The organism is Maribacter sp. MS6 (assembly GCF_056839185.1).
The window spans coordinates 3,898,496-3,921,721 of sequence record NZ_CM166389.1 but is presented as its reverse complement, the minus strand read 5'-3'; the positions used below and the strand labels follow the sequence as shown (position 1 = coordinate 3,921,721).

Sequence of the window (23,226 nt, the reverse complement as noted above, 5' to 3'; positions counted from 1 at the left end):
ACAATGAATACCGTAAAAATTCACTTTCTAGGCGCTTCCAACACCGTAACCGGTTCTAAGTTTTATCTGGAAACTCCAGAAGTAACCCTTATGATAGATTGTGGTATGTTTCAAGGGCTAAAAGAACTTCGGCAGCTGAACTGGCAACCTTTACCCATTGATGCGTCAAAAATCGATTTCGTACTATTAACACATGGTCACTTAGATCATACAGGGTATCTTCCTAGACTGGTGAAAGAAGGCTTCAAAGGAACCATTCTTGGTACAGCTCCTACCCTATCCATTAGCCAGATTATTCTTATGGATAGTGCCAAGATACATGAAGAAGAAGCGGAACGAGCTAACAAAGAGAAGTATAGCAAACACCATCCAGCCTTACCTTTCTATACCCTAAAGGAAGCAGAAAAGGCTATAGATTTATTTCGTTTCGAGGAAAAGGAAGTTTGGATTAGGTTGTCCGATAACATACGTTTCAAATTCCAATATAACGGACACATTATTGGTGCTACGTTTATAGAATTGGAGATCTTTGGGAAGCTATTTGTTTTCTCAGGTGATATCGGTAGAACGAATGATTTATTATTAGCACCGCCAAAACGTCCAAAATGGGCAGATTACCTATTTATAGAAAGCACCTATGGCAACAAGCTGCATCCTACAGAAGATATTGAAGATATCCTTACGGAGCTTGTTAAAAAAACAATAAATGAAAGAGGAAATCTAATTATTCCTTCTTTCGCAGTGGAACGTTTGCAATCGCTTATGTACCAACTCTGGCAACTCTACAAGCAGAACAAGATTCCTAATATCCCGATCTTCATAGACAGTCCCATGGGCAATAATGTACTTTCTGTTTTTGAACGATTTACAGATTGGCATAAGCTTTCGAAACAAGAATATTATGCCATGCGCAACCATTTCAATATTATAAGTTCCTATGCCGATACTTGGAAAACTATTGATGACCCCAGGCCAAAAATTGTAATTGCAGGAAGCGGAATGATTACCGGAGGAAGGGTATTAACCTATCTAAAACAGCTCATAGATATCCCCAGTACCACAGTTTTGATCGTTGGTTATCAGGCCGAAGGAACCCGGGGAAGACAGCTATTGGAAGGGGCGCATGAGCTAAAGCTGTTCGGCAAGTACTATCCTGTAAAAGCTACCATTAGGCATCTAGAAAGTCTATCGGCTCACGCAGATCAGAAGGAACTATTACTTTGGACAAATGACATCAAGAATATTCCCGAAGCCGTATTCCTTATCCATGGCGAACCTTTAGCACTGGATGCGTTTAGGGTTAAAATCAGAGATGTTCATGGATGGCAGGTCACTATTCCAAAATTGAACGATACGAGGAGCTTTGTGATATAATTCTTAGATGGTTCCATTAGGTGCAAGCTTTCAGTGCTCAATACTTCATCGTTTTCTAAAACTTCATGAATTCATCTCTTCTCATATTTAAGTACTGGAGTTAATTACAGCATCCAGACTGTTTTCATTGCATTATTTTAATGTATCCCGGTTTCTTTCAAACTCCGCTGTACGTTTTATTTGCTCCTCTAAATTCCATTCAAATTCAAATCTATTTTTTAGAAATATAGCGATTGAATCTAGTCCTATTTCAGTTCTTCTTTTATCAATATTTTCAGGTTCAAAAACTGGCCACAGATTAAAACTTTTAGTTTCTGGGTAGTATTTCATTTGTCCGCCATAGATTTGTAAATCTCCTCTTTCAGTTGCAATTCTGTCTTCTGCTCTAACTAAAAAACGGGGTTCTAATTTTTTATCTTTTACAGCCTGTCTCATCATTGGAAGGTATTGTATTCGAACTTCGTTATCTGAATGTTGAATAACATTGCATATGGTCCAATTTCCTTGTTCACCTGCTATTTCTTTTGTTGGCCAGCCGTATTTATCTAGAATATTTTTTACCTTTCGTTCATTAACGATATGATTGCTTTCATAGATTGCCTGTTGTTTCTTCACTAATTCCGATTCAGCACCATAAATATTCATAAGCGAATCTCTTAATGTAATTGGTCGCTGTTCCGTCCTCCAGATAGTATCAAGAACTGCAATCAAACTTTCTTGTTTATCCGTTGCTGTCGCTATTTTTTTTGACTTGTTTTTACTAGAGCAACTCATCGCTACTAGTAAACTGAATACTATAATATTTTTCATTCTTTAATAAAGTTTATTTACGACGTTTCTTTAACCAAAACCAACTGAACTATGTAAACGATAAAAGTTACATCTTGGTCAAGTGATTTTCCACGCTATAAAAGTTGTTTGAAACAATAGTTCTAAACCAGCGCTGAAGATTAAGATACCTTTTTACTGTAAATCACAGGCATCTGCCCTTTCCATTTTTGCCATAAATCATCATTGTCTACCAAAGCAGCCATAAAATGACCCACATTGATTCTACTGACCTTGCCTGCATTAAAAATTGGACTTCTGGTTGGGGAAGGATATACTTCATATTCGGTAACCTCCGATTCATTGATCAGACTATCTGGTCGGACTGCCGTCCATTCTATGATAGGATTATTTTGGCCGATTTCAGTCCGTAAATAATCCGCTGCTTTTTCGTTATCCACGTGTGGGGGCAACAACAGGCGTAATACTGCGATAACGCCTCTTTCAGCCAAAGAAATGGGTTCGTCCAAATCACGATTTCTATTCCCTGTTGTATTCATCAATACATATTTTATTGGTTTTTCGGGTTTGTTTGCCTTTATCGCGGCACATAATCTGCGCGCGGCATCGGTTACCAATCTTCGGGGTTTGCCATACATCCCCTTAAAGGTCAAGTTATGACCCAAGCACGAGGCTACGGCATCACAACCGGCTACATGTTCTGCCATTTCCGTATCGTTGAGTTCCAGGATACTGGCTTCGATAATAAATAAATTACCCTCATTTCTGATGGATTCCGGTAACCTTTCCGCTGAGCGTACTACTGCCCTAACGGTATGCCCTTGCTCAAGAAGATGCGCTACCAAATGTTGCCCTGTTGCTCCGCTTGCCCCTACTACCAGTATTGTCATTTTTTTGAGTTTTTGTTGCATTTTAATTTTTGATTGATTGGTAATTAGACGATAGGGTCAATACTTTGTTACTTATTGAATTTACGCCTATGCAATTCCAGATAATTATTCCGGAATCGTAAATAAGGCTATATGCTCTTTTTTTCCTTTTAATTCAACCACTCCCACCGAATTGATTTTAAATTCAGGTTCAAGTTCCAAAGATTTAATCAAATCTTCAGAAACTAAAATATCCACATTGTATGTATTGCAAAGCCCTTGAATTCGAGCGGTCGTATTGAGCACATCTCCAGTGAAAATAATCTCTTTTTTAAGTGCGTCTATTTCGCCTGTTGTTACTTTACCTACATGAATACCTGCTTTAAAGGTCGGTGCTACATCGAAAGTCGACAAATACCATCCCGACCTTTTTTTGAGGGCTTCTTTCATGGCGAAAAAGCAGTTGATACAGTTGTTGTTCTTGATGCCTTCTTCATATTTCCAAGAAACTACAATTTCATCCCCGATATATTGATAGACTTCCCCAGAATGGCGAATGATGGCATCCGAAAAATCGGAATAGTATTCCTTTAGTAATTCGAAATATTTGATGTGCCCCAGTTGCTCGGCTATAGTGGTCGAGGACTTCATGTCCGAAAATAGGAAAATTCGTTTTTCCTCAATCGGTTCATGATACTTTCCCGTGAAGAAGTTCATCAATACACCATGACCGATGTTATCACTGATCTCCGAATAGAACAGACTTACAAAGAGACTAAATGAAATAGAAACCATAGTACTCGCAAATTCAATACTGGTTAGAAAGTCCAACATTTTGTCAAGAATAATTCCATCAAATAGGGATATTTGCGACTCCAAAGCAGCCGCTATCGGATAGGATATGAGGATGACCAACAATAAGAAAATGGTATAAAAAATTAATTTATAGGTAATTTTACGTGAAAAACTCTTTTTGCTGAACAGATTGCCAAGCCATACGACTTCGATGGTACCTACCAGAGATCCGACTACAATAATTGCTATACTGGCAAAAAGAAAAACCGTGGGAGTCATCCTGATAACGGCAGACTGATTTGAATTTTCTTCGAGTGCAGCAGTTAAGACAGCTTCCTGAGAAAACAGGTTGACCCACCCCAAAATGAGCCAAATTACAGCGTAAGGAATAATTCGCGAAATATTTCTCTTTGTTTTTGGAGATAACATAACCAACGGATTTACTCGAAACTAAGATTATTCCTTAATCTCTGCTTCTAATAATTTCAATATAGAATTTAGATTCTGCATCAATGGATTGTAATGACTTTCTTCTGTAGAATAGCTAGTTAGGTAAAACATAAACATGTTATTCTCGAACGCTACGGAATGTAATAAATTCAAATTACTAATGGTATTATCGCTTTTAGGAAAGCTAACTTGTTGTTTTGCGTTTGCATATTCAAAAACGGTACGTATACTATTTTCATCTCTTCGGAACATATCCAGTACTTTTCCCCTTTCATTGGCCAAATCTTGTTCTTGACCAGCAATATCATCCAATGTAGAAATCCAATTGGTTAAATATATCCTTAGGTCTGGATTTGTAATGTCTTTTAAGCTGCCGGAATTTATCATTTCATTTAAAAGTGAGTTATTTGGATTAAACGCGATATCGAATGAGAAGGATTGGTACAACAAGTTTGAAAATTGTTCTTCAGTAGGCGCTACTTCTAGATTGGTAGTGAATTCTAGTATTTGTTTGGCGCCTATGTAATTACGCCTGTTAATCTCAATTAATTTAACCAGTTTCTGTTTGCTGATTTCAAACTCGCCCTGTAATCCTTTTAAATAAGTTTGCTCCTTTTTTTCTAGAATCTTTTTCTCTTGACCATTATTGATTGCTAGGGCGATGAGTATTCCAATAACCACAAGTACGATCTCTCCTACCGCATAAAGTAGATAACTGCGAAGTTTATTTTCAGCGACAAGCTTTTGTCTAATTTTTCTAAAGAATTTCATTATTGGTTCAGTTTTTCTTATTGAATATATCCTTTTAAGGGTAAAAATAATAGTTTGAAATATTCATTTCCATATTCAAATATTTTACTTGATATGCTATTAGTAAACAGATTGAAATAATCAAAACATTGATTGTAGTTAGTACAATCCGCGAGAATTTTGAGTGATCATTTGTCAAATAGCCACTAAATCATCTGTTAAATGGGTTATATCATATGCCGTTACTTCTTTAGGGCGCGATGAATTGCCATATCCTCTTTGATTTGGAACAATGACATGATAACCAGCTTTAGCAAGCGCGGGTATTTGATAACGCCAAGAAAAGGCATGTTCGGGAAAGCCATGACAAAGTACAATTGGATTACCGATATTTTCTTTACCTGCTTCAAATACTTCTAACTCAATTCCATTTATTGAAATTATATTGGATTTGGGAAATTTTAAAGATTTAATTTCTTGTATCATTTCAGTGCCTGTTTTTATCAATAATTAAATCTTCTATTTTTTTAAAATCCTTTGAATTTGGTACATGTTTAGAACCTTCCATTAAAATAGTTTGTTCTAAAGAGGAAAAGATTTTTGTTGCCCTTTTTATCATCTTTTTGCCCGGAAACATGATGTCTTTTTCAGCAGCGAAAATTGTGATGGGTGTTTTTATTCTATTTGCATCATTTTTAGATAGTAGTGGTAAAGGAGAAAAATCCATATTACAGTGTTGAAACGTAGTAGACATAAACTCTAATGCAAAATCATCGTATTCAGAAAAAAGTACGTTCATTACCTTTTTAATGTGCCTTTGATTGTTAGTTTTTATAAACTTTTTTAATGGAAGGAACATTTTAAACAAACCTACAAGAGGATTGCCATTTACGATATAGACAGGAGCGATTAAGAAAATCCGTCTAAATGGTGTCTCGTTAAACTCCAGTGCTTTTAAGCTAATGAAACCACCAAAAGAAAAACCTACTAAGGTTACGTCTTTCAGTCTTAGTTTTATGATTACTTCAATAAGCCATTTTCCATAATCTAAAGATTTCATGTCTAACCTATTCTCTGCACTTTTATTGGGCTGCGCTAAGACATCAATTGCAAAGACACAATATTTTGAAGCTAGATTGGGTAAAGAATCTAAAATTTGTGGTGCACAACCTCCTGTGCCGTGAATCAGTACTAATGGAGGGTTTTTAGTATCGCCAGTAATGATAACATTAGTGACTCCAAACTTTGTTTCTATAAATTTTTCTGAATATTCAATATTCAGCTTATTTAACTTTTGATTGTAAAGGGATAAGATTTTTTCTTTTCCTTCTTTTGATTTGAAAAACATGAACTGTTCGTTTTTTGATTGATGATTATGATTGATGTATTGTAGAACACTATGACGAATTACTCATGTTAATTGTTACTGAATACATAATTGTTCGCTTTAAAATTGTTTTGATTTGATTAATGATTTTTAATGCGTTGATTTAATGTTTTGATGGGTATTTTTAAGTGAAAAGACAACTTCTGCATGTACCCAAAATATATCTACATTTTCAAAATCTTCTGACCCTACATTTCTGCTAAAGAAAAGGTATTTACCGTCTGGCGTTATACTTGCAGAAGCTTCCCAAGCGTTAGTGTTTATTTTATCTCCCAAATTAATCCCATCACCCCAAGTGCCATCACTTTCTTTAAAACTGATATAAATATCAGAGTCTCCGAAACCATTTTCCCTTTGAGCATCAAATAATAAATACGACTCATCTGGAGCTATAAAAGGATGGCTTAAAAAAGTGCCAGTGTTTATTTCTTTAGGCAAAGCTCTAGGTTCCTCATGCTTTCCATCTATTAAACGCGAATAGCGAATTGGAAAAGTTGAATCATTCTCTTTATAGGTGTCAAAATAGTACGTCCCATTTGAAGACGATGAAAGGCGCATAATATACATAGAATCATTACTTACAGTAGGAGGTTCTAGTTTTTGTAATTCTGACCATCCAGTTTCTGTTCTTTTTAGATAGTTGTCACCTAAATGCATGGTTTGTCCGTCTGGCGATATTACAGGTCTTCCTATCCATGGAGATGCTATTTCAGATTTTTCCCATTTCCCATTAATTTCGTTGTATTTGTATTCGTAAAAAGCTGATTTTTTATGTTCTTCGCCTCTTCTAATAAAATAAAACGCTTTCATATCTGGGGTGAATGCACTATTGACTTCATACAAATCTGTAGATACAAGACCTGGGGCAAATGGTATGGGTATTAATCCTGGTGGTTTTTGTCCCAGATATGGGTTTTTAATGGTTGGTATATTATTATCTTTAGTTTTTTGTTTTTTTGCATCACAAGATTGCAAAGAAAGTATTCCAGCGATAAGTAGTGTTATGAAGGTCTTTTCCATTTTGATATTCAAATTATTATTGTTTTTGCTAAAACCTATACCCTATTCGCAAGTGCATATTTAATTCTAGTTCACTTTTGTTCTTTAAATAACCAGCGCGTTTAGCAAATGTGTAACTAAATCCTGCACCAAGACCTGCTTCATAATTAAAGTGTTTACCTAAATTTCTTCTAATTCCCCAAGTGGGTATAATAGAAAAATCACTTACCACAGGAGCATCGTCAGTATTGAATAAGACAAACCAATCTGGATGATAACCCATTTTTAACGCAATAAAATTGCCACTATTTCCATCAATTGGTTTTGAGTTTTTTGAACGTTTTTCGAGGTTGTAATAGAATCTTGGTTCAACAACTATAACAGGTGTTAGTAGAAATGGAGAATCATAATCATCGTAAAAAGTAGTTTCCCAAATACCAAAATCAAAACCGAGCTCTGTTCTCAGTGCTACGGTATTTGATAGTTTTGCTTCATTATATGCCCAGATTCCTAGAACTCCAGTTTGTAATCCGAATGTTGATTTTTCTACACTTGTGTTTTGAGCTTTGGCGATTAATGTTAGTCCGCACAAAGTCAAGGTAATTAAAGTTTTTTTCATGATGATGTTTTTTTGATTAATGATGATTATTGATTGATATTTATATGAAGTTTACCTTCTTGAAAAAGTAGAATTGAATGATGGTTTTAGTTATTTTGTTTTTTTGAAATACTTCCGTTCGCTTTATTTGTTCTTCGAGATTCCATTCAAAATCAACTCTATTCTTTCAAAATAAAAAAATTGAATCGAGTCCGATTTCAGTTCTTTGCTGGATGTAGTGCTATTATATTTTCATATTCAGTGCCTCAGTGACTTCACTCAACGTTCCAATGGCTGTTTCTCTCGCTTTACTTATACCTTTAAGCAAAATATCCCTGACATAATCTTTATTTTTTTCAAGCTCTATTCTTTTTTTTCTAATAGGCTCAAAATATGTGTTTATGGCTTCTTCTGTTAGCTGTTTAAGTTTTCCTGAACCTTGGTCGCCAATTTTATCAGCAATATCTGTTGGACTTTTATCTGAACATAAGGAAGCTAACTTAAGTAAGTTGGAAACCTCTGGTCTGTTTTCGGGGTCGTAAGATATGTAACGACTTGAATCAGTTTTGGCAGATTTTATTAGTTTTACTGTTTCGTCATCGGTTGACTTTATCATAATTGAATTGTTGCGACTTTTACTCATTTTTTGAATACCGTCTAACCCAAGAATAGTAGGGGTATCAGTAAAAAGTGCAACTGGTTCCGTAAAAATATTTTTATTGAATTTGGTATTAAAGCGCTTTGCAATTTTCCGAGTTAATTCTATATGAGGTAATTGGTCTTTTCCAACAGGAACCACATTACTTTTACAAAACAAAATGTCAGCAGCTTGATGAACTGGATAGATATACATTCCTGCATTAATATTACTCAGTCCTGAAGCAGTAATTTCTTCTTTAACAGTTGGATTTTTGTTTAATTCTGAACTGGAAACTAATGTCAGAAATGGAATAGTTAGTTGATTTAATTCAGGAATATGACTATGTGGAAAAATATGAGTTTTATAATTTTCAGGGTCTAATCCACAGGCTAAATAGTCCAAAGTTAGTTCATAGGTGAATTTTGAAATTTCATTAAAAACATTTCTATCTGTCAACACTTGATAATCAGCAATTAAAATATAAGTCTCAATTCCCAAGCTTTGTAATTTTAATCGGTTTATAATTGAGCCAAAATAGTGTCCAAGATGCAAATTACCTGTAGGTCTATCTCCCGTTAATACGCGGTACTTTTGAGGATTCTTATACAAATCATTTTCTAATAATTTGCTTTTCTCTTTTGCTTTTTCAAAACTTTTATTAATCATTTTTTGTTTAATTTTACTCAAGTAAGTTCAATTTTTCTCATTACCCACAACGATCTCGGCTATGAGTAGTTTCGTGGAAAAGCAATTAACGTTGCAAGTACAAACCAAACTGAAATCCGTGAGGATTTTCAGAAGTAGGAGAGAAAAGTAATTACTTATAGCTAGGTCTTATGCCAAAAATTAGTAAATAACCTATCATCCAAAATTCTCCAATGGTTGCAGGTATAGTAAGAAATCTATTGAAGCTAAAATCAATTCCTGCGTAGTGTATAACTGTAGAAATTAGATAGCCTATACCACCTAAAATAATTATTCTTCCTAACCAGACAGGCAACCTTTTAGATTTGATAACTATGTATCCCATTGGAAATAGCCATAACCCGAAAAATAGGCCACCAATACCCCAAGCATTCGAAATAATATTTTGAAAAACCTGAATTAGTAAAACTTTGTCTTCCATAGCACTTATTTCAGAATTTGCAATACCTATTGCTGAGGCGATTGAAATTGCACTAATCATAATGGCTAAAGCATTTACCATTCCCCATATACCTAGAGTCCAAGCTTCCCATTCATAATTATCTTTAAATAATTTGAAAAACCAAACTGCGGTAAGAGCCTGAGAAATTACTATACCAAATTCTAATAGCAACCTAATTCTTGCTGTAGATTCTAATTCTACTAAATTTGTTAGCGTTTGTTCAGGATTACCAGACACAAATATTTGAGAATGAAAGACCATAAACCCTAGAATTCCTGTAATAGCCATCACTAAATACCATAAGCCAGTTATTCTAGCGGTCTTAATTAAATTTTTCTGTTCTGTATTTGCAATCATAGATTATTTATTTTTATTATTTTATACTAATTCTGACTCTGTAAAAGGGTAATTGTTACAATTTTGCCCTAATGGCACACAACGTGTTTGTATATGTTTGTTGCGTGTTTTAAGCAACTAATTACCGACCAAGAAAGTCCGCAAAGACTTTCGCAAGTAGGCAAAAAGCCAGCAATAAATTATTTACGGTGTTACCAAACGTATTTGTTGATATTACCAGCTTCGAAATCATTCCTCTTGATTAATATATTTTAACCCTTCGTATAGAGCTACTAATGGTACAGAGCGATGGTTTTCTTTTTCAAAATATTCTATTTCGATATTTAGAGGTTTATCCGATTTCTTTGTTATTAAAGTATAGAGAGAGTCGTGTCTTTGTTTATTCCTTTCGTAATTAGCCTCTCCTTGATTGGCAGTAGCGATATAAAGTTTTTTATCTAATGATATTGAGGAAGTAGAATCAACTTTGTTTTTCATCAGCTCCTCATTCCACCAAATACTTGGGTCTATAGAAATGTAAGCATTGAATACGCTATTTTCATCCATATAGGAATTTAGTGTAAGTAGTCCTCCTAAAGAGTGCCCAACAAGAGTTCTAAACGGTTCTGTCTTATACTTTTTATCAATATAAGGTACTAGTTCTTTCTCAATGAAATTCAAAAAAATCCTTCCACCTCCCATATTATTCGGTCGTTTGGTCTTAATTTTTGTAACTGTAAAATCTCGTTCTCGGTCAACATTCTCTATGGCTATAATAATACTTTCAGGCATTAAATTGTTTCGATTCCTATTAGAACTCATAAAATGTACTATTCCAGATGCTGTTTTAAAATGAGTATATCCATCCAATAATATGATAACTGGATATTTTTTATCAACTTCAGATGAATTATTGTATGAATCAGGAAGACTTATTAAACAGGTTCTTTCTTCATCTAAAATATTAGATTTAATAACGAACTTACTTCCTACTATAATATCATCTGTTGCATTCTGTCCAAATGTGGTTTGTACTCCTGAAAGAAGAATATATAAAATTACAAATGTCAAATTTTTCATAGTTTGCTTTATATGTTTGGTAACGATTAGTATATGGTAAGTAGGGCAGTAGAAAGCGATAAACTTTCACGTTTGCACTGAGCCAAAGCATTATATTTTGTTTTTAATTTATTCATTCTTAAAAGCTAAATCAACAATTTGGCGGTGTTGGTAAACAGCATTGAACTTTTTTAAACCACCGAACGCCCTATTTGCTATATACCGTGTTGGTAATAGTTTTTAATTCTTCTTTTCGATACTGGATGGATTAGTTCTAAAAACATAACCAAATAGTATTGCAAAAATGGAATAGACTATAGTTAACGAAATAACTATTTCTGAATGGATATGAATTTTAGTGATTATTTTAATCAAAGCCAATGCCCCAACTGCAAAATGCATGAAATTCCCAATGGCGATAGGCCTATTGTAAATGCCACCAATTAGAGATCCTTTTGCCATCCAATTCAGAATTGCGAATCCAAGATAAAGTGCACCTAATAATTGTAATAACAAGATTGATATTGAATCTGGTGTTATGCTAAAACCTGAGATGATTTCATCAGGCATAAAGGTGAGAATGACTCCCAGAGCACCTAAAAAAATACAGCTTGAAATCATTAATATTTTTGTGTTCATTTTTTTTGTTTTATTGTTGCCAACGGTCGGGCTATAGCAAGTAGGGCAGGCAAGGAAACTTTTCGTTTCCGTCTGGTCTGCGAGCCAGAGCTTTTTGTTTTGTAATTAGTTTCATTTTTTAATTGCCAAATCCAAAGGATTTGGCGGACTTAGCAAACACGCCCAAGCCATTAAAATCAGCTCTTTTTGTCCTATTTGCTATAGGTATTGTTGGCATTAGTTTTCTATTTGTTTAATCATTTCTTTTGCAACTATTGCTGAAGAAGGAAGAAACATGGTTGATACAATCCTTTTGTCAATTACAACATCATGCTTATCATTCAAATTACTTTTAGTTTGAAATATTCCTCCATTTTCCCTCAATTGGTCTTCCAGCATTACAGGCAATAAAGTACCTTCTTTAGCCCAACTTTTGGTAATCTCAGTCGAATTTGGAAAGCCAGTTACTTTTTTACCTTTGACCATATAATCACCATTACTAAGTTTGACATTTGCAAAAGCACCAGGACCATGTCCGCAACCTCCAACTATTCCTCTATTTTCATAAATTTTGGCTATTATTGATAATAAGTCTTTGTTATTGGATACATCAAATAATGGTCCATATCCGCCACCAATAAAAACGGCTTTATAGTTTTTATAATCTACTAAATCAGGCGTTAATGAATTTTCAACATTGCCATTAAAATTTTCATACTTTATAGTATAACTGCTTATTCCAACAGGATCCATTGAGAAAGGTACTTTTCCTCCTGTTGGTGAAACAAAATCAACTTTATATCCATGAGAAACAAAAATATGATATGGAGGAGCTACTTCCCAAAGGTTGTTCCCAGCAAAATGGTTTTCTGGGTCGCCCATGTCTTCTGTATTTGAAACTATAACCAATATTCTTCCTTTTTCAGTTTTGTTATCGTTACAAGAGATAAAAATTAATAATGCGAATAATGCTAGGAGTCCTTTTTTCATTTTTTTGATTGATTGAATTTCATATAAGATAATAAATGGAGAAGAATGTTACAGTCTTTCACAATTAATGCCAACAATAGAATATATGCAATAGATAAATTTTTATAACCAACTAAACCCTAATCCTATATTAAAAATTACGGCATCTCTATCCGCACCTCCATCTAAAGACACATTGCCCAAAACTAATTTAGACTGCACATTGAGTGCAAAATTTTTCTTTTTGTAAATCTCATAACCTGTACTTGCCATAACAGCGACGCCAAAGTTCCAGTCGTCATTTACATTATCTTTAATATCATATAGTGCTGGCGAATCTATAGCTAGACCAATTCCTCCATGTATCCACCAACGATCTTTTACCCAATATTGTACAGATGGAATAAAACCTCCAAAATTCCTGTCATTATCTTGAAATTCGTATGTGTTTCCTGGTAAAGAGACTGTGAGTGCGAGTTTTTCGTTTAACATATAACCAAACTTTAGATCCGGAAAAACGAAGGTTCCTTGATATGTGTCAAACGTTTGAATACCAGCACTATCTTCTGTACTTATAATACCTCCTCCTACAACGAATTCAAAGATAAAACCATCCCTTTGTGTTGTTGTTTCAGGATCTGCGTTTTGTGCATAGGTTATACTTGATACCATTGCAAAGGCTACACAAGCAATTCTTGATACCATTTGTTTTTTGATTGTTTTCATTTTAATTGATTTCAAAATTGTTCGTTTTTTGATTGATGATTTATTTTGTAATCTCAGTTGTTACATTAAGATTTTTTTGAGTATTCTAACGCGGCACCAATGGCAATTCCAATGGGAAGCCACAAAGCTATGTTTGAGGTTAATAAGCCTACTAATACCCCTGAAAATATGCCTATTGCAAGTCTAATTCCTTTTTTACTTTTAATTGAATTCATAATTGTTCACTTTTTGATTGTTTGTTTTTTTATTAGGGTAAACTTAAAAAAGGTCTTTAATCAATTAAACTTTATGTGATATTCGAATCTTTGTTAATGATAAACTACCTCTTACTAGTTACAAACAGAATTTGCACGTTATAATCATTTGTTAGTACTTATTTTTCCTTAGTTCATCAAATACATAAATGATTAAATTCATAATAATTAAAAACTTGATTTTCGTTTCTACAAAGATCGATCAAGAAGTAATATGCCTATAAACACTTATGTAGCCTTATATAAAAAGTTTGATGATAGATTGAAAATTATGACGCAGCACTATAAATTATGACGCAAACAAGCCTTCCCATTACATCTCGTATTAATTTTTCTAATTTCACATCCATCTTAAGCAGTAGTTTATTTTTTCGATGATTAAGTTTTCCAAATACCTAAGAGTAGTAGCCATAAGATTCTTCCGATTTTCACCCTTATCCGTTTCATTAGATGAATGATTGATAAGATATACTTATTAGAATTTGGTTATTCCTTTAGGGAATACCAAACCGGTAAGGAAATACTACTATTACCTGAAAATATAATTTTTAACGGGACTTCTGCATCTTTAATATTTTCTTCATTCACATCCTTCCCCGTTCCATAATTAAGTTGTGCATTATTGTTTTTATTCACATTGACCACAGCTACCATCCGACTTCCTTTTTGTAGCTTTTTACTAATGAGTTTAGAATTGTCGAAAGACACTTGCGTTTTTTGATTCGGTGTCAATAAATTTCTTTGTTCTCGATCTTTGGCATAGCTCGCTCTACCTATATAATAACTTAAATGAAAGTAGTTCCCTTCTGGCGTTAAGTGATATAGGATAACGGAATAATCAACATCTTTTTTATTGATAGTAAATTCAAGATTTCCGAGGAAGGATCCATTTATAATCACATCCTCCTTTAAGGGTTCCGATTTAAAAAGCAATCCATCCTTTATATTGATGTTTTCTTTTTCTAAAGGCCAAGGATAATACCCTGTGTTATTCATGCTTTCTCTATCTTTAAAATCAACAGTTAAATCAATTTTAGAAGTATTTGATTTCGATTTAAGCGCATAAAAATCATCCGTTTTATCATCACTTAAATGAAAAGTCAACGTATCGTTGGTCATGGCACTTAAACTCGGTTTATGCATCCAGGTATTGGTATCCATTACCTGAAAGTTGACTTTATCTTTTAAAATGCTTGGTTTTTCTTTTCCTTTTAAAATGTAATCAAACCACTGATAAAGAAGACCTTCTTCAATATTTAGTAAAGCCGATTTGTCTAATTTGTAATTTCTAAGGCTTTCATCTGGCTTCGTTTGCGCAGTCCAATGATCATAAGGACCAACTAATAAATAATGATTTGGGTTTTTTGCATATTTGTAATGCTCATTAAAATAATATAGGGCTCCTCTCTGCGAGTCATCATAATAACCAGTAATGGTTAAAATAGGAATGTCAATTTTTGCAAATTCTTGTTTATATGGAATCATTTTTTTCCAATAAGCATCAAAACTAGGATGCGCCATGTAGGTATTCCATAATGTATTTACTTGCCCGTCTAAACTATCTAGCTTATTAAAAGCAACTCCTGTTTTGTACCAGGTGTTTTTTAAAGTATTCCAACGATTAAAATCATTTGAAGCATCAAAGTCTAAATACTTATTATTAGTCACATAAAAATTCCATGAATACGAATAATTGTGTAGGATATTATTTTCCATCGGATAATCAATACCAGGAGCAATAGCAACCATTGGAACAATGGTTTTTAATGCAGGATGCACTTTGTGTTTCATAGAAGCCCATTGTGTAAAGCCATTGTAACTACCACCAAACATGGCTACTTTTTGATTTGACCACGATTGTTTACTAATCCAATCGATTACTTCATAAACATCTGTGTTTTCATATTCAAAAGGCTTTACTTCTCCACTACTTAAGCGTTTTCCTCTGGTATTCGTTATCACTCCAACATAACCTTTTGAGACAGATAACATCGCCCCAGTTTCATTGGTACCTGCGTAAACAGAAGCAATTAATACAGCAGGCTTTTTAGTCGATACCTTTCCTTTTCGTTGAATCACTACCACAGAAACTTCTGCACCATCCTTCATTGGTACTATTATGCTATCGTTTATACTATATCTGCGTTCATGGTCTTGTTTTATTTCTTCAAAATAAAGATCTCTAGTTGATGAAAATACAGTTCTTAAAAAATATTTTTTTACTAAATCCTTGGCGGTTTCCTGTGATAGATTTTCAGATTCTATACTAGAATATGTAGTATTAAAATTATTCACATAATAATCGGTAGGATCTCTAATTATCAATGCTTTATCTAAATTAATAACTTGTATGTCATCAGCATTCTTTACGTATTTTCTATACGATTTTTTAAACTCTCCTTTAAAGTTCTTAGAACGCTTTGCCTCCACATAATGCATGTATATATCTAAGTACTGTCTTTGATCTATGGGTGTTTCTTCAATTCTTTTTTTGAACGTAACTAAAGCATCTGCATAATCACCTCTAATTAACTGGAACTTAAACAAGTCTAAATCCGATAAATTTTGAGTATTACATAATGCCGCTAATTGCTTCATCTGTTTTGAAATCGCTATTGAATCCGATAGTTTCACCTTCGTAAATGGCAATTCTTGACCAAAAGAAGTCATACTAATTGCAACTAAAAATGATAATAGGACTGACTTTTTCATAGCTTATTTTTCAAAATTGCAACTAAATTCACTCAAGCGAGAATATCCCAACCTGCAAAACCAATAACGGTATAAACTAAGTTGCTTAAGACATGGATTAGAATGGCCATTTTTAAAGATCCTGTTCTTACATATATCCAACCCCAAATAATGCTAAAGAGAAAATACATTGGCCATAAAATCATGGGACTATGGCCAGCAGCAAAAATAACAGAGGTAATTATGATTGCTGCCCAAGAAGGTATACGCTTTGCTAATGACGATTGCAAATACCCCCTAAAAACAACCTCCTCCATTATAGGGCCCACAATGAGTGCCAATAGTAAAAAGCCACTCATTTCAAGTACTCCTCCGTTGGCCTGAATAAAACTAAACATTTTAGAACCACCGCCTATAATGCCTGCTTGGTCAAAGCTTGGCAAAATAACCGACCTATATATCCAGGCTAAAAAATGTGTCGATACCAATGCCGCTATCACTAATAAAACTCCTTTGTTATTATTGATCTTACTAGCTTGCAATCCTATCTGTGGATAAAATGATTTGCCAGACCTATTTAGGTCCCACCAGAATAGGAACAAGATCATTATACCACTTAACAAGGCAGACGATACTCCAATCACCTCTATAGAAACAGTCTTTGACGGTACAAAGAACTTAAAACTATAAGAGGTTATAATTCCTGCTAAAAGCTGACATGCATACATGACAACAATGGCAAGAATTCCCCTTTTTAGTGTTAATTGCGATTTGACCTCTTTAGTCATGTTGATTCATTTAAAAAGTTATGGGTAACCATATATTTTAATTGTTTGGTTTTGAATAGTGTTTTAACTCCTCTTTGTACAAAAAATCGTCTTGAGTTTGTGTCATTTTAATAAAGTTTTTTAATTCTGGAGCATACCACCAAACTTCATCGGTTTGTGCGTTATATCCTCTAGAATTCGAAACGGTTCCCTTGTATTCTATGGTAAACGCCATAAAGGTTCCTGCTGCTACTGTTTCTTCCTTAAACGACAAAACCTCGACATCTTGACTTTGCTTTCCTGTGGTACCATCTTGACTGGTCCAATTTTTCTCATATTTCCACTTTTTACCCACTTCTAAAGGCCATTTATATCTTGGTGTTTCGCTTTCTTCCGGTTTTACGATGTCTGTTATTGGAATCGTATCATTACCTATTATCATTCCCAAAACACCATCTGCAATAACTACTTCTCTTGTATCCTCCCCCTCTGAACGTACCTCGCCTTCGGTTGTAACTCCCTTATACTTCCAAACCCATTTTTCTCCAACGGAGTAATCGGATAACGTTGGCTGCTTAGCGATTTGCAGGGTGTCATTTATACAGGAATAAAGTCCCCCAGTTATAAAGACAATTAGAATTATAGGTAGCTGATATTTACTTTTAAAATGCCTCATAGCAATATTTTATTCATTAAAATTATACTCATTTATGAAGCAAAGAAATGGTAAGTTTTTCAATGTAGAAAGGGAAAGTACAGGAACGCAGATATACGTAAATAAGCGTAAAAAGAGTTTATAAACTATTCCAATTTTTGAACTTAACTGATTGCCTACTAGACACTTCTACTTTTTTGCCAGTAGTTAATATAATTTGTAATTTATTATTGAAGTAAGGGTGAATCTCTTTAATGTAATGTATGTTAATCATTTGACTTCGATTAACGCGAAAAAAGACTTTAGGGTCCAATTTTTCTGCTAATAAATTTAAAGAACGCTTTATCATTGCTTTATCTGAACCAAAATACAGCCGTGCATAATTTTCTAAAGATTCTATAAAATGAATGTCTGTTAGCGGAATAAAATGACATTTCTCTCCGTCTTTTATAAATATCTTTTGATGCATGGGTAAGGTTGTAGGCTCTAATTTTACCCTGTTAGAAAGTTCTTCCTTTACCTTTTGAATAGTTTTAGAAAAACGCTCATCTCGTAAAGGTTTTACTAAATAATCTAAAGCATTCATCTCGAAAGCCTTTACGGCATATTGATCGTACGCCGTTGTAAAAACAACGTCCGGTACATTTGTTAATTCTTCCAATAAATCAAAACCAGATTTACCTGGCATATGAATATCTAAAAACAATAGATCGGGTTGTAGTTCTTCAATTAAAGATATGGCCTCATCTACATGACTTGCTTCACCTATAATTTCAAACTCTTGATGTTTTTCTAATGCGCGTTTTACTTCTTCTCTCGCTAAACGTTCATCATCAATGATTATAGTTTTATATTTTTTCATCGTCTATATTCATTGGAATTATTATTACTGCAACTACACAGTCATTCTCATTTTGAGTTAAACTAAAACTTGCCTTACCCTTATATTGAATTTCCAGGCGTTTATTTAAGTTTTCCAGACCTAACCCAACACGTTCGTTTTTATGAACTACACCAGGATTCTCAACGTTAATTTGAATGTAATTCTCCCTCTTTTTTATTTTCAAGAAAACAACGCCACCATCCACTCTTAAATCGATTCCATGTTTAATTGCATTTTCTATTAATAACTGAATACTTAACGCAGGAATCTTGTAATTAAGTGCTTCCTCATCAATATCGGTTTTAAGTTGAAGCCGATCTTCAAAACGCATTTTTTCTAATTCAATGTAATCATAGACTAAAGAAAGTTCATTTTCAATAGGAATTAAATCTTTGTCTTTTTCATATAAAGAAGAACGCAGCAAATCTGATAATAAATCAATAGCTCTTCTTGCGCCTTTGGGATTTTCTATTACTAATGATTTAATAGAATTTAAGGAGTTAAACAAGAAATGTGGGTTTAATTGTGCTGCCAAATTATCTAACTGCGCTTGTTTTGCAATTAGAGAAAGTTGTGCATTAGTTTTGGAAGTTTGCACCTCCCTTTGATAAAAATGATATAAATGATATGCAAGTAGCCAAATGGTCATATGCCTCAAGCCAGTAATTAAAACAGGATTCCATATAAAAATAGGATTCCAAACAAAAAGCTTGCTAATAGCATCATTTTGCCTATCTACTAAAGAAATATAGGCAGACGTTTTAAGATTCATGAACAACATAAATGCCAAGGAAAGAACAAACAATGCAGGAATTACTTTCCAAATCAAATTTTTCATACCTAGTTCATTCCACTTTCGCCGTACTGCCATAGTCCTATACGCATGTGTTATTGCTATGCATATAAAAATGTCTAAGAAGTAGTTGATAATGGCATGAGAGATTTTAAAATCATCCCTTAACAAGGCGATATAAAACCAAAAAAGGGAAACCAGCCCCCAACCGATTAACTGGCACTTCCAGTAAAGGGATGTTCTAGTAGTATTAGTATTTATTTTTTTGTTGCTACCCATGTTTAGACAAAGACACAAAATACTTTTTAAAGTGAAAAGTAAAAGTACAGGAACGTGAAATATAAAGCTTAAGTGTTATTTATAAAAACTATACTCCGTACCCCACGTTATTATTGGCCTAATTAACTTCTTCAAATAGATCAACTATTACATACTGTAACGAATCTGGTGTAACCGCTCTAAAATAGCCCAACAAGTCTTGACTGGTGGCATAGCGATTGGTATTCATTTTAAGCTTACCGTTAGTGGTATTCCAATCTTCCAAAAAGCGTCTTAAAGCTTTATTGACCTGCTCCTCGCCTATTGCCTTTTGAAATTGATACATGTTTATGGCACCTTTAGCATAATAAATATAGTCTTGATTATCTACTAATGCTAGCGTTGGTTCTGCTCCAGATTCTCTGAGTTTGCCTTCTTCGTATTTCTCTAATTGCAACTCTAAAAATTGCTGAACCTTTTCTTTTGGATAGTGCGCTTTTAAAACCATCATGGCTGCATATTGAGAAAGCGTTTCCAAAATAAAGTATTGCCCTTTTACATTTGCGGCTTCTACTTGCATAGCAAACCATTGGTGGGCAATTTCGTGTGCAGTTACATAAAATGCCATATCTACATCGGTTTCATCATCAATATCTAAAACAAAACCTATAGATTCTGAGAATGGAACAGTGCCCGGAAATGATTGTGCAAATTGCGCATAACGCGGAAACTCCATGATACGTAACTGTTCATATTGATACGGACTGAAATTTGTGCTATAGTAATCCAATGAGGCTTTCATAGCCATCATCATTCTATCTATGTTATACTCATGACCTTTATGATAGTAAATTTCCAGATCTACTTGTTTCGAAATAGCATCAGATTTTGAAATCCATTTGTCTTTTTTTAGGTCATACCTTGCTGAAACAATCGAGTAAAAATCAATCATTGGAATTTCCATTTTATAATGAAAATAATTGCGATTATTTTCTGTCCACTCCCTCAATAAATTCCCAGGAACTAAAGCTGTTTGGTTAATTTCCGTTCCTATGACCATTTCAAAATGAATACCGTCAGAATCACTACCAGATCTTGCATTAACTAATTCTTTAGGGTCATTTCTATTAGCTCTATTCGTTCTTTCAAGCAAATTATATTCTGAACGTTCATCCCTATCACTTAGCTCATATTTTCTGTTGTAACCTAATGTTGGAAAGTCTTTATTGTTAAAGAATGTTCCATTTTTTACAATATTAGCATTTGAATTACCTGCTTCAAATCCATTCGTAGTGAATGATTGCTTAAAACTCATTTTAATTGAATCTCCAGGATTCAAAGGGCTATGCAACTGATAGATGGTATAATCGTAGGTAGCGTATGTATTATTTTCTCTTGCGCCTCCATCAAAAGTGACAGTATCTAATGTGATATTCTCTTCGATTAGTTTCTGAATATGAATCTTATTAATGGGTTGCGCATTGGTGTTTTTTAATATATAATACCCTTCCGCAGTATAATCTCTTGATGAAGGATACAATTCCACTTTTAAATTCACATCTACTATTTTGGGCTGTGGTATATATTCAAACTGTTTGAGTTCTTTTTCATAAGCTACTCTAAATTCAGTTGCTTTAGTATTGGTCCAATAGGTGTTTAAAATATTCGTATTGTAAAAGATGAAACTTCCCATTAGTATAAATACTAAAAAGACCATAGAAGCAACTCTAAAAAGCGGCTTGCTCAATCTGTTTTTGCTAGCTCTTATGCGTTGCATTAAATTGGTTTCAGTACCTCTTACGTTTACTAAAGACCCAATAATTAGTAATAGTATTCCGAAGAGAAACCAATATGATTTAATGAACAGATAGGGTTTTAAAAAATGACCATAACCATTCATATCAGAATACGTTCCTAAAGCACTGCCTCCGAAAAAATATAAATCGTGATCAAACCCGAATAAACCTAAAGCAACATTGGCTATAAAAAATACAATCACCAACATGATGCCTACAAACTTATGGTTTACCACAGATTGAATAAAAAATGCAATGCATGTATACAGTGCTAAAAACGGTAAAATCTCTAAGAAGAAACCATAAAAATAGACTTGGAATTCATATTTGTAATACCCACTTAATGTTTGAAATAGCATTCCTGAACCAATTAATGCGAGCATTAATACTACATACACTAAGAGTAATCCAATATACTTACCAGCTAACTTTATAAAACTGGACAGCGGTGTTGCATCGTATATTAAGTTAAGTTTGGCACCTCGCTCTTTCCATACCAATTCACCTGAATAAAACACTAAAATAATTATGAAGAAATAAATGGATGTTTCTTTGAGTTCTTCAACAATAAAATAGGTTGCTGGATAGCTATCAACACCATATACAGTTCCAAGGTTTACGGAATTAATGAGAATGATAATCATCCCACAAATAACAATTCCCCAAAATGATGCTTGCTTGCAAATACTGATAAAGTAAAACCAAGAAAATTGTTTTAATTGATTCCATTTTGAAAGTAATCCATATTGCTTTGTAGCTTCAGGAATTTCTATATCACTAAAAACACTAGTGCTTTTACCAACTAATTTTTCAACTTGCTTTCTCTTTGATCGCTTTTCTTTAACAACATTAAAATTGAATTTTTTATACCCATAGATTAGCGCCAGTATTCCTAGAGACATCCAAAATAGTTTGTTATACAGCAATGCTCCAACAAAAGGAAGCTCTTGGGCACTTTTTTCTAACGCTGACCAAGACTTTGTAGCAAAAGTGGTTGTTGTTAGCGAAAATGGATCTAGAATGGCTTGCCAAAATTCATTAGTGATAGCTTTGGTTAGCATAAAAACCACAAATAAAATAATACCTTGTGTATAGACTACCACCAGGTTTCTGCTTAAAGCACCTGTAACAAAAAATAACGAAGCTCCAAAAAACAACGTTGGTAACGTTACCATTAAAAACGTCTTTATATAAACAATGGCATTAAACCCTAATAGATCTTCTGGATGATGCCATGGCATAAATTCGCTTAGCATCATGCCAAATAAAATACCTGCAAATGCAAATAGCAAAACTGCAAACGATCCTAAAAATCGACCTAGTAAATAATCTCTTTTGTTGATTGGTGCAGAAAATAGCAATGATTCTATATTGTATTCAAAATCCCTTAGTACGGAAACGCCCATAATCATTGACGCTAAAATCATAAATATACCGGTAATGGCTCCCATAGTTTTTGCAATCACTATGGGTGAATTATTTTTCATCAACCCCATGTCTGAACCTTGAAAAATAAAGTCAACACCAACAATTGAAAATAGAAATAGAAAAAGGAAGAATACATAGGTGTCCGGTCGTTTAATTCGGTATTGTATTTCGAACTTAAAAATAGTATACCACATA

The 23,226-nt window shown here is 33.8% G+C and carries 22 protein-coding genes; 1 reads left to right on the top strand and 21 read right to left on the bottom strand.

What is annotated here, in order from left to right; translation table 11 throughout:
• Positions 1-3 precede the first annotated feature (3 nt).
• A complete protein-coding gene (locus MS6x_RS17140) occupies positions 4-1,374 on the top strand; it encodes an MBL fold metallo-hydrolase RNA specificity domain-containing protein (RefSeq protein ID WP_482603777.1) in 1,371 nt (456 codons plus the stop codon).
• A gap of 132 nt (positions 1,375-1,506) precedes the next feature.
• Here MS6x_RS17140 and MS6x_RS17135 read toward each other — a convergent pair whose 3' ends face one another.
• The 21 genes from MS6x_RS17135 to MS6x_RS17035 form a co-directional block, all read right to left on the bottom strand.
• Positions 1,507-2,184 (bottom strand): DUF6624 domain-containing protein, encoded by a 678-nt coding sequence (locus MS6x_RS17135; protein WP_482603776.1) that lies wholly within the window; start codon positions 2,182-2,184, stop codon positions 1,507-1,509.
• 140 nt (positions 2,185-2,324) lie between these two features.
• Positions 2,325-3,053, bottom strand: coding sequence for an NAD(P)-dependent oxidoreductase (locus MS6x_RS17130; protein ID WP_482603775.1), 729 nt, complete (start codon positions 3,051-3,053; stop codon positions 2,325-2,327).
• A gap of 105 nt (positions 3,054-3,158) precedes the next feature.
• Positions 3,159-4,256 (bottom strand): adenylate/guanylate cyclase domain-containing protein, encoded by a 1,098-nt coding sequence (locus MS6x_RS17125; protein ID WP_482603774.1) that lies wholly within the window; start codon positions 4,254-4,256, stop codon positions 3,159-3,161.
• A 27-nt stretch (positions 4,257-4,283) separates the two neighbouring features.
• Positions 4,284-5,048: a DUF6090 family protein gene (locus MS6x_RS17120; RefSeq protein ID WP_482603773.1), complete on the bottom strand. Its 765-nt coding sequence runs from the start codon at positions 5,046-5,048 to the stop codon at positions 4,284-4,286.
• Positions 5,049-5,222: 174 nt separating this feature from the next.
• Complete coding sequence (locus tag MS6x_RS17115) at positions 5,223-5,513, bottom strand: alpha/beta fold hydrolase (RefSeq protein ID WP_482603771.1); 291 nt, start codon at positions 5,511-5,513, stop codon at positions 5,223-5,225.
• A gap of 1 nt (position 5,514) precedes the next feature.
• Positions 5,515-6,375, bottom strand: coding sequence for an alpha/beta fold hydrolase (locus tag MS6x_RS17110; protein WP_482603769.1), 861 nt, complete (start codon positions 6,373-6,375; stop codon positions 5,515-5,517).
• 129 nt (positions 6,376-6,504) lie between these two features.
• Positions 6,505-7,434, bottom strand: coding sequence for a TolB-like translocation protein (locus MS6x_RS17105; protein ID WP_482603767.1), 930 nt, complete (start codon positions 7,432-7,434; stop codon positions 6,505-6,507).
• Positions 7,435-7,462: 28 nt separating this feature from the next.
• Positions 7,463-8,032, bottom strand: a complete 570-nt coding sequence (locus MS6x_RS17100; RefSeq protein ID WP_482603763.1) for a hypothetical protein — start codon at positions 8,030-8,032, stop codon at positions 7,463-7,465.
• Between the two features lie 223 nt (positions 8,033-8,255).
• The gene (trpS, locus tag MS6x_RS17095; RefSeq protein WP_482603761.1) at positions 8,256-9,338 is read right to left on the bottom strand and encodes a tryptophan--tRNA ligase; all 1,083 of its coding nucleotides are present in this window, start codon (positions 9,336-9,338) and stop codon (positions 8,256-8,258) included.
• Between the two features lie 130 nt (positions 9,339-9,468).
• On the bottom strand, positions 9,469-10,155 hold the full coding sequence (locus MS6x_RS17090; RefSeq protein WP_482603759.1) for a DUF4386 domain-containing protein: 687 nt from the start codon (positions 10,153-10,155) through the stop codon (positions 9,469-9,471).
• A gap of 228 nt (positions 10,156-10,383) precedes the next feature.
• Positions 10,384-11,214, bottom strand: a complete 831-nt coding sequence (locus tag MS6x_RS17085) for an alpha/beta hydrolase (protein ID WP_482603758.1) — start codon at positions 11,212-11,214, stop codon at positions 10,384-10,386.
• A 219-nt stretch (positions 11,215-11,433) separates the two neighbouring features.
• Positions 11,434-11,832 (bottom strand): hypothetical protein, encoded by a 399-nt coding sequence (locus tag MS6x_RS17080; RefSeq protein ID WP_482603756.1) that lies wholly within the window; start codon positions 11,830-11,832, stop codon positions 11,434-11,436.
• A 216-nt stretch (positions 11,833-12,048) separates the two neighbouring features.
• Entirely contained in the window at positions 12,049-12,801 is a 753-nt protein-coding gene (locus tag MS6x_RS17075) for a type 1 glutamine amidotransferase domain-containing protein (protein ID WP_482603754.1), read from the bottom strand.
• Between the two features lie 102 nt (positions 12,802-12,903).
• Positions 12,904-13,506 carry a hypothetical protein gene (locus MS6x_RS17070; protein ID WP_482603752.1) on the bottom strand — a complete coding sequence of 201 codons (603 nt, stop codon included), beginning with the start codon at positions 13,504-13,506 and terminating at the stop codon, positions 12,904-12,906.
• A 65-nt stretch (positions 13,507-13,571) separates the two neighbouring features.
• Positions 13,572-13,721 (bottom strand): glycine zipper domain-containing protein, encoded by a 150-nt coding sequence (locus tag MS6x_RS17065; RefSeq protein ID WP_165586786.1) that lies wholly within the window; start codon positions 13,719-13,721, stop codon positions 13,572-13,574.
• Between the two features lie 525 nt (positions 13,722-14,246).
• A complete protein-coding gene (locus MS6x_RS17060; protein ID WP_482603750.1) occupies positions 14,247-16,472 on the bottom strand; it encodes a CocE/NonD family hydrolase in 2,226 nt (741 codons plus the stop codon).
• Between the two features lie 32 nt (positions 16,473-16,504).
• Complete coding sequence (locus tag MS6x_RS17055; RefSeq protein ID WP_482603749.1) at positions 16,505-17,239, bottom strand: CPBP family intramembrane glutamic endopeptidase; 735 nt, start codon at positions 17,237-17,239, stop codon at positions 16,505-16,507.
• Positions 17,240-17,276: 37 nt separating this feature from the next.
• Entirely contained in the window at positions 17,277-17,894 is a 618-nt protein-coding gene (locus MS6x_RS17050) for a hypothetical protein (RefSeq protein ID WP_482603747.1), read from the bottom strand.
• A 118-nt stretch (positions 17,895-18,012) separates the two neighbouring features.
• Positions 18,013-18,735, bottom strand: coding sequence for a LytR/AlgR family response regulator transcription factor (locus tag MS6x_RS17045; RefSeq protein ID WP_482603745.1), 723 nt, complete (start codon positions 18,733-18,735; stop codon positions 18,013-18,015).
• Entirely contained in the window at positions 18,722-19,828 is a 1,107-nt protein-coding gene (locus tag MS6x_RS17040) for a sensor histidine kinase (RefSeq protein ID WP_482603743.1), read from the bottom strand. The genes MS6x_RS17045 and MS6x_RS17040 overlap by 14 nt, the downstream gene beginning before the upstream one ends.
• Positions 19,829-19,946: 118 nt before the next feature.
• A complete protein-coding gene (locus MS6x_RS17035) occupies positions 19,947-23,225 on the bottom strand; it encodes an ABC transporter permease/M1 family aminopeptidase (RefSeq protein WP_482603741.1) in 3,279 nt (1,092 codons plus the stop codon).
• Position 23,226: the final 1 nt, after the last annotated feature.